The sequence below is a fragment of the Micromonospora sp. NPDC050417 genome (assembly GCF_044458865.1).
Lineage (GTDB): Bacteria > Actinomycetota > Actinomycetes > Mycobacteriales > Micromonosporaceae > Micromonospora_G.
This window is the reverse complement of the sequence record NZ_JBITIH010000008.1, coordinates 214,468-229,322: the sequence shown is the minus strand read 5'-3', so window position 1 is coordinate 229,322 and position 14,855 is coordinate 214,468. Positions and strand designations below refer to the sequence as shown.

Genomic DNA, 14,855 nt, shown 5'->3' with positions numbered 1-14,855 from the left:
ACCACCCGTTCGGTATCAGGTGCGGGGCGGGTGGTTACGGGGTGGTGCTGCCGAACTCGACCCAGTTCAGGTTCACCAGGCCGGTGGTCGGACCACCGGCGACCGGGGTGAACACCAGGTAGAGCCGTTGGGTGCCGGCGGGGTGGTTCACCGGCACCGACTGGCTCGCGTACGCGCCGTTGCCGCTGGTGGCGTTCAACGTGGCGGTGGCGACCAGGGCACCGGTCGGCGAGCCGACCCGAAGTTCCACGTTGGCGCGCGGTTGCCCGACCGTGGTCGCGGAACCGCCCGAGTAGCGGAACGTCACCGTGCTGACGCCAGCGAAGTTGATCGGCTCGAACGCGATGTGGTCACCGGCGTCGATGCCGCCAACCTGCGATCCGCCACCGGTGTCGGTGCTGGCCGCGATCGTCACGCCCTGCTGGACCTGGGCGTGCTCGGCCTGCTGCCGCCGTACCTGGATGACCGTCTGGCCGACCGTGGTCAGCGCCGGCTGGCCGCCCGCGCCCAGGTCGGTGTAGGTGGCGCTGATCCCGCCGTAGAGGTAGCCGCCGGCGTGGTCGGCGCCGTCGGCCGGGGTGGGCAGGGTTCCGGTGCAGCCGGTGGTCTCGGTCTCACCGTGGCCGTGGCTGTCGTGACCGAGGACGAAGGCGACCGTGACCCGGCCGCAGTCGATCGTCCCGTCCTCCGGGTCGGTGACCGTGACCGTGTACGGGACCGTGTCGCCCCAGTTGAAGAACGTCCCGCCTGCCGGCACCGTCACGGTCACCGTCGGCGCCGTGTTGCCGACCACGATTTCCCTGGTCAGCACTGCCGTCTTGCCGCTGGAGTCGGTCACCGTCAGCTTGGCGTTGTACACCCCGTTGGTGGTGTAGGTGTACGTCGGGTTCGGGTCGGCCGAGTCGACCGTGCCGTTGCTGTCGAAGTCCCAGGCGAACGAGATCGACTCACCCGGGTCCGGGTCGGACGAACCGGCGCTGGAGAACCGCACCGGCAGCGGGGCCTGGCCGGAGGTCGGGTTGGCGGAGAGCTGCGCGATCGGTGAACGGGTGCCCTTCACGTACCGGATCATCGAAAGCTGGGCGTCCGGGTTGGCCCGGAAGAAGCCGTCGCCGTACTCCAGCACGTAGAGGTTGCCGTCCGGGCCGAACTCCATCTCCATCGGGTTGTCGAAGACGACGCCGGGCAGGAACTGCTCCACCCCGGCCAGTTGGCCGCTGCCGTTGGTGCGCATCATGAAGAGCTTGTCGCGGGTGAACTCGCCGAAGACCACGCTGTTGTCGTAGTACTCCGGGAACTTCGTCTCCGAGGTGTTCGCCTCGTCGTAGGAGTAGATCGGGCCGCCGTGCGGGCCGACGCCACCGGTGCCGATCACCGGCCACTTGAAGTCACAGACGGTCGGCGGGTTCTGCAGGTACGCCCCGGCGCAGGTGGTCCGGGCCTCGTAGGTGTACCAGAACTGCGGCTGCGCCACCGCCGGCAGGGTGGCGAGACCCGTGTTACGCGGCGAGTTGTTCACCGGGGCACCGCAGTTGAACGGCTGCCCGGAGGTACGGGTGACGAAGTCGTAGTCGATGTACGGCAGGCTCGGCGAGTAGCAGTACGGCCAGCCGTAGTTCGCGGCCTTGTTGGTGGCGAACCACCGGCCGGTGCCCTCCGGTCCCCGGGTCGGGCTGGAGGTACGCGAGTCCGGCGAGTAGTCGCCGACGTACACGAAGCCGTTGTTGTCGACGTCGAACCGGAACGGGTTGCGCAGGCCCATCAGGAAGATCTCCGGGCGGGTCTTGTTGTCGTAGTCGGTGTTCTCCGGGAAGAGGTTGCCAGCCGGGATGCTGTAGGTCCCGTTCTCCTTCATCTTGATCCGCAGCAGCTTGCCGCGCAGGTCGTTGGTGTTGGCGGAGGAGCGCTGGGCGTCGTACCCGGGGCCCTGGGTGGGGGACTCGTTGATCGGGACGTAGCCGTCCGAGCCGCTGGCGTTGGTGTCGTCACCGGTGATCAGGTAGAGCAGGCCCTTGCCGTCGAACTTGACCTTGCCGGCGACGTGGCAGCAGATGCCCCGGTCGGTCTCGACCCGCAGGATCTGCTGCTCGGTCGACATGTCCAGGTGCGGGTTCGGGCCGTCGACGAACTTGACCCGGGAGAGCTGGTTGTAGCCCTTGAACTTGTCCCAGACGGTCGGGTCGGTGCTGGTCGCGGGGGCGTCGCCCTCGTTGACACCGGGCGTGGCCGGGTTGTCGACGGGGGTGTTCAGCACCGGCGAGTAGTAGATGTAGACCCACTTGCTGGTGGCGAAGTCGGGCGCGATGGTCATCGTCTGGAGCCCGTCCTCGTCGTGCTGGTAGACGGGGATGGTGGTGATGACCGGGCTGGCGCCGGTTGCCGGGTCGTAGAGCCGGATCTCACCGCCACGGGTGTTGTGCAGCACCCGCCCGTCGGGCAGGACCGAGAGCGACATCGGTTCGCCGGGCTCGTCGTTGAGCGTGACCTTCTCGTAGTTGCCGAGTACGGTCGCGCCGCAGTCGCCCTCGACCACGCCGGCGGCCCACTGGATGCCGCCGAGCAGGTGCTTCTTGAAGCCGCCCACCCGGTACGTCTCGATCGAGTGGCCGAGTCCGGTGTAGAAGGAGCGTCCGCCCTGGTAGTCCTTGCACCAGCTCACCGGGTGGTCGAAGCCCATCGTGCCGCCGGCGAAGCTCTTCTCCTGTGCGGTGGCGAGCACGTGCGACGAACCCCGGACGTTGGCGGTGAAGTTGTACCACTCCTCGGTGAGGGTCAGCGTCTGCGGCACCGCCTCGGTGGCGGGGTGCACCCGGTCCGCGACCTCGACCACACCCTCCTCCACGCTGGCCGCGCCGGAGGCCTTCGCCCCGACGAGGTTCTGGTAGAAGGCCCAGTCCGGCTCGGTCTCGGCGGCGGCGTGGACGCCGACGTACCCGCCACCGGCCTTGACGTACGCCTCGAAGGCGGCTTCCTGGGTCGGGTTGAGCACGTTGCCGGTGGTGTTGAGGAAGACCACCGCCCGGTAGTTGTCGAGGTTCGCCGGGGTGAACGCGGCGGCGTCCTGGGTGACCGTGGCGGTGAAGCCGTTGGCGTCGGCGAGTGCCTTGATCGTACGAACACCGTCCTGAATGGAGGAGCGGCGAGCGCCACTGGTCTTGGTGAAGACGAGCACCCCGTACGTCTGCGGGGCGCGGGCGGTTGAGCGCAGCGCCGCCGGTCCGTTCTCCTCGCTGACCAGGCGTTCCTCGGCGGCGCCCTGGTCGGGTGCGGCGCTGGCGGGGGCGGCGACGAGGCCGGGGATGGTGATGGCGGCGCCGACCGTGGCGGCGAGCCACCGGCGCAGTGGTCTTGTCATGCATTCCTCCGGGGGTGTGGAGCGGGCATGCGGTCGCGCCGTCGGCCGGGCCCGTTCGGGGCCCGGTGCCGCGGTTCGGTTGCCGTCGTCGGGCGCGGTGACGCATCCGTCATGGATGGTGTGTGTTCTCGCCTGGTCCGTCACCGCTCGCCGGCTGGTGGCGGCGGAGTCGATCCGTTGGCGGTGGTCGCGTGCGCCGCCACGACGAACCATGTTCTCTGATTCCCGAGCCGGCTCGGTACGCGCCGGCTCCACCGCCGTCCGTGCGGCGGGGCTCAGGGCTCAGCCGCGTAGCGGCGGCCGAGTTCCGGGTACGGACGGGTCGCTACGACCGCGTCTTACCGGCTCATCTCGTCGCGAGAGACGAGGGGGGTGTGTGCAAGCGGCCGGGCTCTGTCGTGTCCATGTCTCGCTACCTTCCTCGCGGCCGGGGCCGCGGCGACGATGCGGGAGTGGGTGGGGGACAGTGGCGCCGCCGATGCGCCGCTGAAACGTTTCGGTAGGGCCCCACGCAGGGGATATGGGAGCTGTTCCGGTTGAAACAGAACCTTAATCCGTGGGCAACACGAAAGATAGACCCATGACCAACTAACTTCCGTCGATACTGACGAAAGTCACTGCGACGCCGAACAGAAGCCTCCGGGCGGCGGTGATCTGTCGCCCTCCGGCATCCCGTCGACCAGCCGACATGGCGTACGTCACACGGTTGGTGAATCTTCTGTGCAGGTGGTCGGTCAGGTGTTCCTGCCTGCCCCGGCCCCTCGATACGCTCCAGCCTGTGTCCACCCTCAGCCGGATCCGCGCCTGGTTGGTCGTCTTCGTCGTCGGTCTGGTCCTGAGCGGGGTGACCGCCTTCCCGCTCGAAGCCGAGAGCCGCCTGCTGGTGCGACTGCTGCACGCCGACTGGTCACCGGCGCCGGAGTACCTGCCGGTGCTGGTCGACTGGATCGACCACGTGCACCGGGGCATCGTCGCGACCAACGACCAGTTCCCCTTCCTCGCGTACGGCACCGACTGGTTGGCCTTCGCGCACCTCGTCATCGCGGTCGCGTTCTGGGGCCCGTACCGGGATCCGGTGCGCAACGTCTGGGTGGTCCACTTCGGGATGATCTCCTGCGCCGCGATCGTCCCGCTCGCGCTGATCGCCGGCCCGATCCGGGGGATCCCCTGGTGGTGGCAGTTGATTGACATCTCGTTCGGGGTTTTCGGCATCATCCCGCTGCTCTTCGTCCAGCGGGAGACCCGCCGGCTCGCCGCCGAGCTGACCGCCGCCGAGGCGCCTGCCGTGCCCCCCGCTGTGGCGCCCAGCCGGGAGCCCGCCACGGCGAGCGGAGATTGACACTATGCTGTTGACGCGGTAATAGGTGCCGCGCTGTGTGGTGGAGATCGGGCGAGACGGGATCGGGTGCGGTGATCAGGGGTAGGTTCATACGGTTCGACGAGGTGCGCGGGTACGGGTTCATCACGCCGGACAACGGTGGCGAGGACGTCTTCGTGCACGCGAATGTGCTGGGCGACGAGAAGTACGCCTTCGCGCCGGGCGTCCCGGTGGAGTTCGAAGCGGTGGAGAGCGACCGGGGCATGAAGGCCCTCGCGGTTCGCATCCTCAAGACGGAACGGGCCATGGCCTCCACGGTCAGCGTGAGCCTGCCCGAATCCGTACCGGGCGGATCCGAGCGCTCGGACGACGACGGCATGTGTGATGTGCTCACCCCGGCCGGGTTCCGGCACGAGGTGACGGAGTTGCTGCTCGAAGCCGTACCGACCCTGACTGGGGCGCAGATCGTCGCGCTGCGGCAGAGTCTCACCGGGCTCGCCCAGCGACACGGATGGGTGGAGAACTGACCGTCGCAGGGGGCGACAGCTAGCGCGGGGGCTCCGGTTCGGTCACGTCGGCGACGGTCGCGTCGAGCGCGGTCAGCGCATCGTCGCCGGCCAGGGCGATGGCGACACCCCGTTCACCCGCACCGAGGGTGATCTTCCGACCGTGGATCCGTTCGTCCGCGACCACCGGCCATGCCGTGGTCGAACCGAACGGTGTGATGGTGCCGCGTTCGTAGCCGGTCACGTCCTTTGCCGTGCCCGCGTCGGGCAGGGAGAGCCGGTTCACGCCGAGCAGGGCACGGAGCTTGGGCCAGGAGATGACCCGGTCGCCGGGGACGAGGACGAAGACGTAGTCGTTCTCGCCCCGGCGGATCACGATCGTCTTCACCACGTCCGCGACCGCGACACCGAGCGCCGCCGCCCCCTCCGCGACGCTTCCGACCGGGCCGTGCCGGATGACCTGGTGGGCGACGGCGGCGGAGTCGAGGGCGTCGGTGGCGGAGCCTGGCATGATCGAACTCTACCTCCGCGGACGTCCGGCCGAACGATGGTTCTGCGGTGACCTCCCGGCGAGAAACCATCGGATGTCGTGGTGTTCGTGATCACGAGGGCTGGCCAAAGGTACGCCCTCTGGGCGGCGCCACTTACCGACAGTGGTTGTGAAAGCGTTCAAGAGGCTGGTAGACATCGGATGTATCACGGCCGGTTGAGTGCCTCGACGGAACGGATCACCGTCTCGGTGGCACCGCGCTGCCAGCCTGTGAGCTGACTGTCCGAGCGGGCCGGAGGGAACGAGCATGGCGCTCACTGACGAAGCGATCCACAAGATCAAAGAGATGATCGTCTCCGGCGAGCTGCGCCCCGGCGACCGGCTCCCGAAGGAGGCCGACCTGGCCGACCGGTTGGGCCTGTCCCGCAACTCCCTCCGCGAGGCGGTGAAGGCGCTCTCGGTGATCCGGGTGCTGGACGTACGCCAGGGCGACGGCACGTACGTGACCAGCCTCGACCCCGGTCTGCTGCTCGACGCGATGAGCTTCGTGGTCGACTTCCACCGCGACGACACCGTCCTGCAGTTCCTGGAGGTACGTCGGATCCTGGAACCGGCTGCCGCGGCGATGGCCGCCCAGCGGATGACCGAGCAGGAGATCGCCACCCTGCGTACCCTGCTCGACGGGCTGGGTGGCGAGCCGACCATCGACGCGTTGGTCGCCAACGACCTGGAGTTCCACCGTCAGATCGCGGCCGGCGCCGGCAACGACGTGCTCTGCTCGCTGATCGACAGCCTCTCCGGCCCCACCACCAGGGCCCGGATCTGGCGGGGCCTGACCCAGGAGAGCGCGGTGGCGCGCACCCGCGAGCAACACGCCGCGATTCTGGACGCCATCGCCGCCCGGCAACCCGAACTCGCCCGATCCTGGGCGACCGTGCACGTGGCCGGCGTCGAGGACTGGCTGCGCCGCGCCCTCTGAGCCGGGCGGCTTTCGGCAGTGGAGGATTCGTCCTCTCCAGCGGCCCGTTGGGCTGATCCACCGCGCCCCGGCGTACGGAAAAATGCGCGGATCATGAATGTTGCGTCGCCAGCCTGGCTCCCCGCCCGCTTCCTGCAGTTCGTCCTCTTCGCCGGATACCTGCTCCTGCTCACTGGTTGGGTCATCTCCGCTCGCTGGCCCGTGTCGGACGACAACGTTCTCGTCGGCTACTTCGGACCGCTCCTGCTGATCCTCGTCGCCCATGTCGGCCTGGCCTGGGTGGACGCCCGGTACGGTTCGGGCGGCGGGCGGCCGTCGGCCTTCGCCACAGCGGGCCCGGTGGGAGGACAGGGTCTGGTCGCGCCCGGTCGACCCTGGTGGCGGACCGACCGGCCGTTCCGGATCTTCGGTGCCGTACTGGTCATCCGTATCTGGTACGAGAACACGATGGAGCCGGACGTTTCCCGGTGGCTCGCACACTCCGCTCGGGCCGGTGCCCTGATCGGTGCCGTGGCCGCACTCGCGGTGACCGTCGTCGTGGTGCGGGACATCTGGCACCGTGCCGACCTCGTACTGAGCCCGGAGGGGCTGTCCCTGCCGGGCTGGCGACGCCGTACCGAGGTGCGGTGGGATGTGTTGCGTTCCGGCCCGACGGGGCGGCGGTTCCGCCACGACCGGCTTGAGTTGGAGATCGACCCGCCGGCCGGGTTGGGTCGCCGGTCGCGGCGCCGACAGCGGATAACCGTCTGGTGCGACCGGTTCGCGGTCGCGCCGGCCTTCCTCTCCGGGGCGATCCGGCACTACCTGGACCATCCGGAGCACCGTCCAGTGATCGGCACGGGCGAGGAGTACGTCCGGCTGCACGTGGTGCTGGGCCGCCGACCGCTCGATGGGGAAGATCCATCCTGAGCTGCGCAATGTCGTATTTCCGACCGGTGCGGTTCGGCCGTTCGGTCAGGTACGGCGACCCGCTGGTCTTACGCTCTGCACCATGTTCGACACCCTTCGTCAGGACTATCGGCGCAACCGTGATCCGTTGGTCCGGCTCGTACTGACCGTTTTCCGCTTCGGACAGTGGACGGTCGCGCGCCGTACGCCGATCCGACGGCTCTGCACCCTCCCGTACAAGGTGCTGAACCTGGTCGTCATCCGCCTCGGCACCAACAGCGACCTACCCCGTGAACTGTCCTGCGGTCCCGGGCTGCGGCTCTTCCACCCGTACGGGCTGGTCTTCCATCGCGACGCCCGCCTCGGCCGCGACGTCAGCGTCTACCACCAGGTGACGATCGGGCGGCGGGACCACAGTGGTGAGCCGCAGATCGGCGACGGGGTCACGCTCGGGGCCGGCGCCACCGTACTCGGCCCGGTCGTGGTCGGGCGCGGCGCCAAGATCGGAGCCGGCGCCACCGTACTCGACGACGTTCCGCCCGGCGGTCGGGCGATCGGCCCACGCGCGCAGGTCACCGGCGTCCGGCAGGGGGAGCGGCGGGCCGACAGCGACCACGGCACCCCACTGCTCGCCGGAGGCTAACCCCGACCGGCGGGCAGTTCGCGCACCACGACGGCCGGACACTCGGTGTGGTGCAGCACCTGCTGGCTGACCGAGCCGAGCAGCAGGCCCCGGAAGCCACCGCGACCCCGGCTGCCGACCACCAGCAATCGGGCCCGGCGGCTCGCCTCGACCAGCACCTCGACCGGGTGGCCGGCGACCACCTCGCCGGTGATCGACAGGTCCGGAAACCGCCGCCGCCAGTCGACCAGTTGCTGGTCCACCGCGTCCTGCTCCGCCCGCGACATCTCGCTCGGGTCCGATTCCGCTGGGCGCCACCGGGTCGTCGACTCGGTCCAGACCCGTACGGCGTGCACCGGGGCACCGCGCGGCGCCGCCCGCTCGATCGCCCAACCCAGGGCGAGCTGCGAGTACGGCGAACCGTCGGTCCCCACCACGACCCGACCTCGTGCCGGGTCGTCGGCACCGGTGCTTCCAGGCGGAGCGGTCGACGGCACCACCACGACCGGGCAGTGCGCGTGAGCGCTCAACGCGATCGTGGTCGACCCGGCCAGCAGGCCGGTGAAGCCACCGTGCCCGCGACTGCCGAGCACCACCATGGTGGCGTCGGCGGAGCGCTCCCGCAGCCCCATCGTGGCCGGTGACTCCAGCACCTCACCCCGTACGTCCAGTCCCGGGTGGCTGGCCACGGCCTGGTCCACCGCCGCCGCGACCATGCCCTCCACCGCACGCCGCGTGGTCTCGTCCGGCCAGGTTCCGGGGCCGGGCCCGGGGCCGATCCAGGCCCCGGCGGTCATCCACTCGAAGGCGTACGCCAACTGGACCGGCTCCCCGGTCCGGCTGGCCTCGTCGAGCGCCCAGTCGAGCGCGCGGGCGGCGCCCTCGGAGCCGTCGTAACCGACCAGGATCGGTCTGCTCATCCGTCAGCCCCGGGTTCCGACCCAGCGCCACTCGGCGACCCGGGGTGAGTCCTGGCCGTAGCGGCGGGTGTAGTCGCGACACTCCTGCCTTGCGTCGATCATGGACTGGCGCAGGTGGGCGGCGCGGGTGCCGAGTCCGGGCACCCGGTCGATCACGTCCACCACCAGGTGGAACCGATCGAGCTGGTTGAGCATCACCATGTCGAACGGGGTGGTGGTGGTTCCCTCCTCCTGGTAGCCGCGTACGTGCAGGTTGTTGTGGTTGGCGCGGCGGTAGGTCAGTCGGTGGATCAGTGATGGATAGCCGTGGTAGGCGAAGATCACCGGCTTGTCGCGGGTGAAAATGGTGTCGAACTGCGCGTCCGGCAGGCCGTGCGGGTGCTCCGCCTCCGACTGCAACCGCATCAGGTCGATCACGTTGACCACCCGTACCCGGAGTTCGGGCAGGTGCCGGCGGAGCAGATCGGCGGCGGCCAGCGTCTCCAGGGTCGGTACGTCACCGGCGCAGGCGAGCACCACGTCCGGTTCGGTGCCCTGGTCGGTGCTGGCCCAGTCCCAGATGCCGAGCCCACGCTGGGCGTGCAGGATCGCCTCGTCCAGGGAGAGCCAGTTCGGGCTGGGCTGCTTGCCGGCGACCACCACGTTGATGTAGTGCCGGCTGCGCAGGCAGTGGTCCATGGTGGTGAGCAGGGTGTTCGCGTCCGGCGGTAGGTAGACCCGGACAACCTCGGCCTTCTTGTTCACCACGTGGTCGATGAAGCCCGGATCCTGGTGCGAGAAGCCGTTGTGGTCCTGCCGCCACACGTGGCTGGAGAGCAGGTAGTTGAGGGATGCCAGCGGGCGGCGCCAGGGGATGTCCCGGGTCGTCTTGAGCCACTTGGCATGCTGGTTGACCATCGAGTCGACGATATGGATGAACGCCTCGTAGCTGGTGAAGACCCCGTGCCGGCCGGTCAGCAGGTAACCCTCCAACCAGCCCTGGCAGAGGTGCTCCGAGAGCACCTCCATCACCCGTCCGTCCGGGCCGAGGTGGTCGTCGTCGGCCCGTCGGGCGCCGAGCCAGACCCGGTCGGTCACCTCGAAGACCGCATCGAGCTTGTTGGACGCGACCTCGTCCGGGCCGAAGAGCCGGAACCGGTCCGGGTTGGCCACGATCACGTCCCGCAGCCACTGGCCGGTGGCGGTGGTCGCCCCGGCCGTCGTACCGCCCGGTTCCGGCACCGCTACCGCATAGTCACGGAAGTCGGGCAGGGTCAGGTCGCGCAGCACCTGGCCGCCGTTGGTGTGCGGGTTGGCGCTCATCCGCCGGTCACCCTGCGGAACCAGGCCGGTGATCTCGGGTACGGGCGAGCCGGTCGCGTCGAACAGCTCCTCGGGGCGGTAACCGCGCAGCCACCGTTCGAGCTGTGCCAGGTGTTCCGGGTTGTCCCGTACCCCGGAGAGCGGGACCTGGTGGGCGCGGTAGGTCCCCTCGACCTGACGGCCGTCGACCTCGCGCGGCCCGGTCCAGCCCTTCGGCGTACGGAGCACGATCATCGGCCAGCGGGGGCGTTCGACCAGGCCGGTGCCCCGGGCCCGGCGTTGGATCGCGGCGATCTCGTCCAGCGCCCGGTCCAGGGTGCCGGCGAGTTCCTGGTGCACCCGGTCCGGGTCGTCGCCGGTGACCACGTACGGCTGGTAGCCGAAGCCGCGCAGTATCGACAGCAGATCCTCACGGGGGATCCGGTCGAGCACCGTCGGATTGCCGATCTTGTAACCGTTGAGGTGCAGGACGGGCAGGACCGCCCCGTCGCGGGCCGGGTTGAGAAAGACGTTGGAGAGCCAACTGCCGGCCAGTGGCCCGGTCTCCGCTTCGCCGTCGCCGATCACACAGGCGACGATCAGTTCCGGGTTGTCGAAGGCCGCGCCGTACGCGTGCATCAGCGAATAACCGAGTTCGCCGCCCTCGTGGATCGACCCGGGCACCTCCGAGGCGACGTGGCTGGGAATGCCGCCGGGGAAGGAGAACTGGCGGAAGAGCTGCTGCATGCCCTCCTCGTCCTGGGAGACCGACGGGTAGCGCTCGGTGTAGGTCCCTTCGAGCCAGGTGTTGGCCACGATCGCGGGCCCGCCGTGTCCCGGCCCGGTGATGAACATCATTTGGAGGTCGCGGCGGACGATGGTCCGGTTCAGGTGCGCGTAGACCAGGTTCAGTCCGGGGCTGGTGCCCCAGTGCCCGAGCAGCCGGGGCTTGATCTGTGCCGGGGTCAGCGGCTCGCGCAGCAGCGGGTTGGCCATCAGGTAGATCTGCCCGACGGTCAGGTAGTTCGCCGCACGCCAGTACGCGTTCAGCCGACGCAGTTCGTCGTCGGTGAGCGGGGCGTGTGGGTCCACGGCGGTCTCCATCGGCCTCAGACTCTCGCGAGTCGGGCGCTCGCGCAGCCGGATCCGGGATGTTGACCGTTCACGCCTGTACGTAGAGCTCGTGCGCGGTGCGGACGATCACCACCGGGGCGGGTGAGTGGTAGAGCAACGTCTGGCTGAGGGCCCCGAGCATGCTGCGTGAGGGCTGCTCGCCGCGCATGCTCACCACGACGAGTTCGGCCGTACGGGACGCCTCGATCAGGATCTGCTTGGACTCGCCGGAGCGGACCTGCTGGGCGAGCCGGACCGCCGGGTACCTCTCCCGCCACGGGGCGAGTGTCTCGGCGAGTTGCCGGGCGATGGACGGGTCGGGTTTCTCCGAGGGGTCGTCCGCCTCCCAGACCCGGAGCACGACCAGTTCGGTGTTGCGCGAGGCAGCGGCGTCGAAGGCGAAGTCGAGGGCGGTCGACGTACCGGCCCCGCAGTCGATGCCGACCAGCACCGGTGCCGGCGGTGGAAGGTTCTCCCGGGCGATCAGCACGCTGCACCCGGCTCGGGCGGCGATCTGCACGGAGAGCGCCTCGATCGGTACGGCGGTCTGAGCGGAGAGCCCACCGTCACCGAGTACGAGCAGCGCGGCGCTGCCCGATTCTCGTAGCAGGGTGGTCAGGGCCGGTCCTTCGATCAGCGCGCAGGTGAGCCGGAGTCCGGGTTCGGACTCGGTGGCGGCCTCGGCGGCCCGGTTCAGGATTCGTTCGGCCGGTTCCCGTAGTTCCCCCTCGACCGGTGTCGACGGGTCGGCGATCCAGTTGAAGGCGTGCACGATCCGGAGCGATCGCTGGTGTGCCGCCGCGTCGTGTGCGGCCAGGCGAACGGCGTTCAGGCTCTGTGGTGAGTCGTCGACGCCGACCACGACGGGTGCGTCCGGGCTCAGGCTTATCGTCGTCACCTCCGGGCCGGGTGTCCCTGGCGGTCGACCGGGCCGGAGGTCGGCGGGGTCGGCTGGCCGGGACCTGCGGCGGCAGGCTGGCCGGGACCTGCGGAAACAGGCCCGGTACCGACAGTAGTGGCGGTTCCTGGGCCGATGGGGCGGAACCCGCTTGTCAACCGGGGTTGACAGCGGCCGCGTGTCAACCTAGGTTGACATCATGAGTCAGGCAACGGATCTCGCGGCGGCGGCCGGGAGCACCGACCCCAAGGTCGGACTCCGGGCGGTGCTCGCCCTCCGCCGACTGCTGGAGCGGCTGGAGATCGTTCAGGTCGACAACGCTCGACGCCAGGGCTGGTCCTGGCAGGAAATCGCCGACGCGCTGGAGGTCAGCCGTCAGGGTGTCCATAAGAAACATGCCGGCCGGTCGCCGGCCCCTACCCGGGGAGAGTCGTGATGTGGAATCGCTTCACCGTGTCGGCCCGACAGGTCATCGTCAGCGCCCAGACCCAGCGCCGGGCACTGCGACACGACTTCATCGGCACCGAGCACCTGCTGCTCGGTCTGCTCGACGAGGAGGTCGGCCCGGTCGCGGCGTTGCTGCGTGACGCCGGGGTCGACGCCGACCAGGTCCGTACGGAGGTCGCCACCATGCAACGGCGCGAGCTGGGCGAGACCGACGCCGAGGCATTGCGCTCGATCGGCATCGACCTCGACGCGGTCCGGGCGAGCGTCGAGCAGGCGTTCGGCGAGGGCGCACTTGAGGCGCCGTTGCCACCGGGGCGCCGCCGCCTCTTCGGTGGGCGGCGGGCCCCGACCCGCCTCTCGCCCCGGGCGCGGAAGGTGATGGAGCTGTCGATGCGCGAGTCACTCCGGTTGCGGCACGACCAGATCGCTCCGGAGCACATCCTGCTCGGACTGCTGCGCGAGGGGGAAGGGCTCGCCGCGTCGATCCTCACCCGGGCCGGTCTGGACCTCGACGACCTGCGTCGCCGCGCCATCCACGCCCTCGGCGCGGCGGCCTGACAAAATTCGTTCGCCATCGGCGTGCCCGCCGTATCCGACGAACGGATCCTCCACCGGGTCGCCGACGTGTGCCGTGTCGCAGTGGCCGCACAGGAAGTCCCCGCAGCCCGTACCCGTGAACGGTCTTCGATCCGTGGCGGGCCAGCGTCCGCTGTGGCAGTCACGGCAAGGTATGACATAGAGGATATGTATCCCCTTCGATCTATCCGGGCTAGCGTGAGGCGCACTGACGGCGTTGCCGCACCGGGCCGGGATCTGGCCGAGCGTGCGCGGCGTCCCTCACCCCCGACCGAAGGGACCCGTCGATGCAACATCGACCCACATCCGTCGCAGCGGCAATCCTGCTCGCCGCCGGCATGCTGGCCACGCTTCCCCAGGCGGCCTCGGCCAAGCCCAGCACCGAGGCGGCGACGCCGGACGTCTCCGTCGAGATCCTCAGCGCGATGCAGCGCGACCTCGGCCTCACCGCCGACCAGGTCCAGGCGCGGCTGGCCGCTGACAGCCGGGCCGCCAAGGCCGAGGAGAGCCTGCGGGGATCACTCGGCAGCCGGTTCGGTGGTGCCTGGCTCGTCGACGGCAGCCAGGTCGTCGTCGGGGTCACCGACACCGCCGTGGCCGAGCGGGTACGCGCCGCCGGTGCGCAGCCCAAGCTGGTGGCCCGCAGTGAGGCGGCACTGACCGCGATCAAGGACACGCTCGACGCATCGGGCAACACGGCGCCGAAGTCCGTCACCGGCTGGTACGTCGACGTCACCAGCAACACCGTCGTCGTCCAGTCCACCCCGGACGGGGTCGCGTCGGCCGCCGGCTTCGCCGCCACCAGCGGTGCACCGGCCGGTGCGGTACGGGTGGCCGTATCGGCCGAGGTGCCGCAGACCTACTACGACGTACGGGGCGGCGACGCCTTCTACATCGGCAGCGGGCGCTGCTCGATCGGCTTCTCGGTCAACGGCGGGTTCGTCACCGCCGGCCACTGCGGCAGCACCGGTCAGGCCGTCTCCGGCTCCAACCGGGTCGCCATGGGCAGCTTCGCGGGCTCCTCCTTCCCCGGCAACGACTACGCCTGGGTCCGGACCAACGCGAACTGGGTTCCGCGCGGCGTCGTGAACCGCTACAGCGGCAGCACCACCGTCGCCGTACGTGGCTCCACCGAGTCGGCGGTCGGCGCCTCCATCTGCCGGTCCGGTTCGACCACCGGTTGGCGCTGCGGCACCGTGCAGGCGAAGAACCAGACCGTCCGCTACTCCCAGGGCTCGGTCGGCGGCCTGACCCGGACCAACGCCTGCGCCGAGCCGGGCGACTCGGGCGGCTCGTGGCTCAGCGGCAACCAGGCGCAGGGCGTCACCTCCGGTGGGTCGGGCAACTGCTCCAGCGGCGGCACGACCTACTTCCAGCCGGTCCGCGAGATCCTCTCCGCGTACGGGTTGAGTCTCGTCCTCGGCTGACCGACGCAACGGGAACGGGGCGGGCCGGCGTACCC

The 14,855-nt window shown here is 69.8% G+C and carries 13 protein-coding genes; 8 read left to right on the top strand and 5 right to left on the bottom strand.

Annotated features, from left to right (window positions below; translation table 11 throughout):
• Positions 1–34: 34 nt before the first annotated feature.
• A complete protein-coding gene (locus ACIBF5_RS13335) occupies positions 35–3,355 on the bottom strand; it encodes a ThuA domain-containing protein (protein WP_396811224.1) in 3,321 nt (1,106 codons plus the stop codon).
• Between the two features lie 778 nt (positions 3,356–4,133).
• Between ACIBF5_RS13335 and ACIBF5_RS13330 the strand changes: the two genes are divergently transcribed.
• The gene (locus ACIBF5_RS13330) at positions 4,134–4,694 is read left to right on the top strand and encodes a hypothetical protein (protein WP_396811222.1); all 561 of its coding nucleotides are present in this window, start codon (positions 4,134–4,136) and stop codon (positions 4,692–4,694) included.
• Between the two features lie 104 nt (positions 4,695–4,798).
• A complete protein-coding gene (locus ACIBF5_RS13325; protein ID WP_396811220.1) occupies positions 4,799–5,200 on the top strand; it encodes a cold-shock protein in 402 nt (133 codons plus the stop codon).
• A 19-nt stretch (positions 5,201–5,219) separates the two neighbouring features.
• Here the strand turns inward: ACIBF5_RS13325 and ACIBF5_RS13320 are convergent, their stop codons facing one another.
• Positions 5,220–5,690: an aminoacyl-tRNA deacylase gene (locus ACIBF5_RS13320; protein WP_396811218.1), complete on the bottom strand. Its 471-nt coding sequence runs from the start codon at positions 5,688–5,690 to the stop codon at positions 5,220–5,222.
• A gap of 286 nt (positions 5,691–5,976) precedes the next feature.
• Here ACIBF5_RS13320 and ACIBF5_RS13315 point away from each other — a divergent pair, with 286 nt between their 5' ends.
• The 3 genes from ACIBF5_RS13315 to ACIBF5_RS13305 all read left to right on the top strand — a co-directional run bounded on the left by ACIBF5_RS13315 (position 5,977) and on the right by ACIBF5_RS13305 (position 8,179).
• A complete protein-coding gene (locus ACIBF5_RS13315; protein WP_121159292.1) occupies positions 5,977–6,648 on the top strand; it encodes a FadR/GntR family transcriptional regulator in 672 nt (223 codons plus the stop codon).
• A 93-nt stretch (positions 6,649–6,741) separates the two neighbouring features.
• Positions 6,742–7,557 (top strand): hypothetical protein, encoded by an 816-nt coding sequence (locus tag ACIBF5_RS13310; protein ID WP_396811216.1) that lies wholly within the window; start codon positions 6,742–6,744, stop codon positions 7,555–7,557.
• A gap of 82 nt (positions 7,558–7,639) precedes the next feature.
• On the top strand, positions 7,640–8,179 hold the full coding sequence (locus tag ACIBF5_RS13305; RefSeq protein WP_396811214.1) for a serine acetyltransferase: 540 nt from the start codon (positions 7,640–7,642) through the stop codon (positions 8,177–8,179).
• Here the strand turns inward: ACIBF5_RS13305 and ACIBF5_RS13300 are convergent.
• Genes ACIBF5_RS13300 through ACIBF5_RS13290 form a run of 3 tightly spaced genes read right to left on the bottom strand, consistent with a single transcriptional unit; the run spans position 8,176 to position 12,370 of the window.
• Entirely contained in the window at positions 8,176–9,078 is a 903-nt protein-coding gene (locus ACIBF5_RS13300) for a universal stress protein (RefSeq protein ID WP_396811212.1), read from the bottom strand. The two genes, ACIBF5_RS13305 and ACIBF5_RS13300, sit on opposite strands and share 4 nt — an antisense overlap.
• A 3-nt stretch (positions 9,079–9,081) precedes the next feature.
• Positions 9,082–11,463: a phosphoketolase gene (locus ACIBF5_RS13295; protein WP_396811211.1), complete on the bottom strand. Its 2,382-nt coding sequence runs from the start codon at positions 11,461–11,463 to the stop codon at positions 9,082–9,084.
• Between the two features lie 58 nt (positions 11,464–11,521).
• On the bottom strand, positions 11,522–12,370 hold the full coding sequence (locus ACIBF5_RS13290) for a universal stress protein (protein WP_396811209.1): 849 nt from the start codon (positions 12,368–12,370) through the stop codon (positions 11,522–11,524).
• Between the two features lie 199 nt (positions 12,371–12,569).
• Between ACIBF5_RS13290 and ACIBF5_RS13285 the strand changes: the two genes are divergently transcribed.
• From ACIBF5_RS13285 to ACIBF5_RS13275, 3 genes are all read left to right on the top strand, one after another.
• Positions 12,570–12,806 (top strand): helix-turn-helix domain-containing protein, encoded by a 237-nt coding sequence (locus ACIBF5_RS13285; protein ID WP_396811207.1) that lies wholly within the window; start codon positions 12,570–12,572, stop codon positions 12,804–12,806.
• Positions 12,806–13,375 (top strand): Clp protease N-terminal domain-containing protein, encoded by a 570-nt coding sequence (locus ACIBF5_RS13280; RefSeq protein ID WP_396811205.1) that lies wholly within the window; start codon positions 12,806–12,808, stop codon positions 13,373–13,375. The genes ACIBF5_RS13285 and ACIBF5_RS13280 overlap by 1 nt, the downstream gene beginning before the upstream one ends.
• Positions 13,376–13,680: 305 nt before the next feature.
• Entirely contained in the window at positions 13,681–14,820 is a 1,140-nt protein-coding gene (locus ACIBF5_RS13275) for a S1 family peptidase (RefSeq protein WP_396811203.1), read from the top strand.
• The last annotated feature ends 35 nt before the right edge of the window (positions 14,821–14,855 follow it).

Coding starts and splice junctions, on each gene's coding strand:
- ACIBF5_RS13285 (WP_396811207.1), top strand. CDS start 12,570: ATGAGTCAGGCAACGGATCTCGCGGCGGCGGCCGGGAGCACCGACCCC.
- ACIBF5_RS13275 (WP_396811203.1), top strand. CDS start 13,681: ATGCAACATCGACCCACATCCGTCGCAGCGGCAATCCTGCTCGCCGCC.
- ACIBF5_RS13310 (WP_396811216.1), top strand. CDS start 6,742: ATGAATGTTGCGTCGCCAGCCTGGCTCCCCGCCCGCTTCCTGCAGTTC.
- ACIBF5_RS13335 (WP_396811224.1), bottom strand. CDS start 3,355: ATGACAAGACCACTGCGCCGGTGGCTCGCCGCCACGGTCGGCGCCGCC.
- ACIBF5_RS13295 (WP_396811211.1), bottom strand. CDS start 11,463: ATGGAGACCGCCGTGGACCCACACGCCCCGCTCACCGACGACGAACTG.
- ACIBF5_RS13315 (WP_121159292.1), top strand. CDS start 5,977: ATGGCGCTCACTGACGAAGCGATCCACAAGATCAAAGAGATGATCGTC.
- ACIBF5_RS13280 (WP_396811205.1), top strand. CDS start 12,806: ATGTGGAATCGCTTCACCGTGTCGGCCCGACAGGTCATCGTCAGCGCC.
- ACIBF5_RS13300 (WP_396811212.1), bottom strand. CDS start 9,078: ATGAGCAGACCGATCCTGGTCGGTTACGACGGCTCCGAGGGCGCCGCC.
- ACIBF5_RS13320 (WP_396811218.1), bottom strand. CDS start 5,690: ATGCCAGGCTCCGCCACCGACGCCCTCGACTCCGCCGCCGTCGCCCAC.
- ACIBF5_RS13305 (WP_396811214.1), top strand. CDS start 7,640: ATGTTCGACACCCTTCGTCAGGACTATCGGCGCAACCGTGATCCGTTG.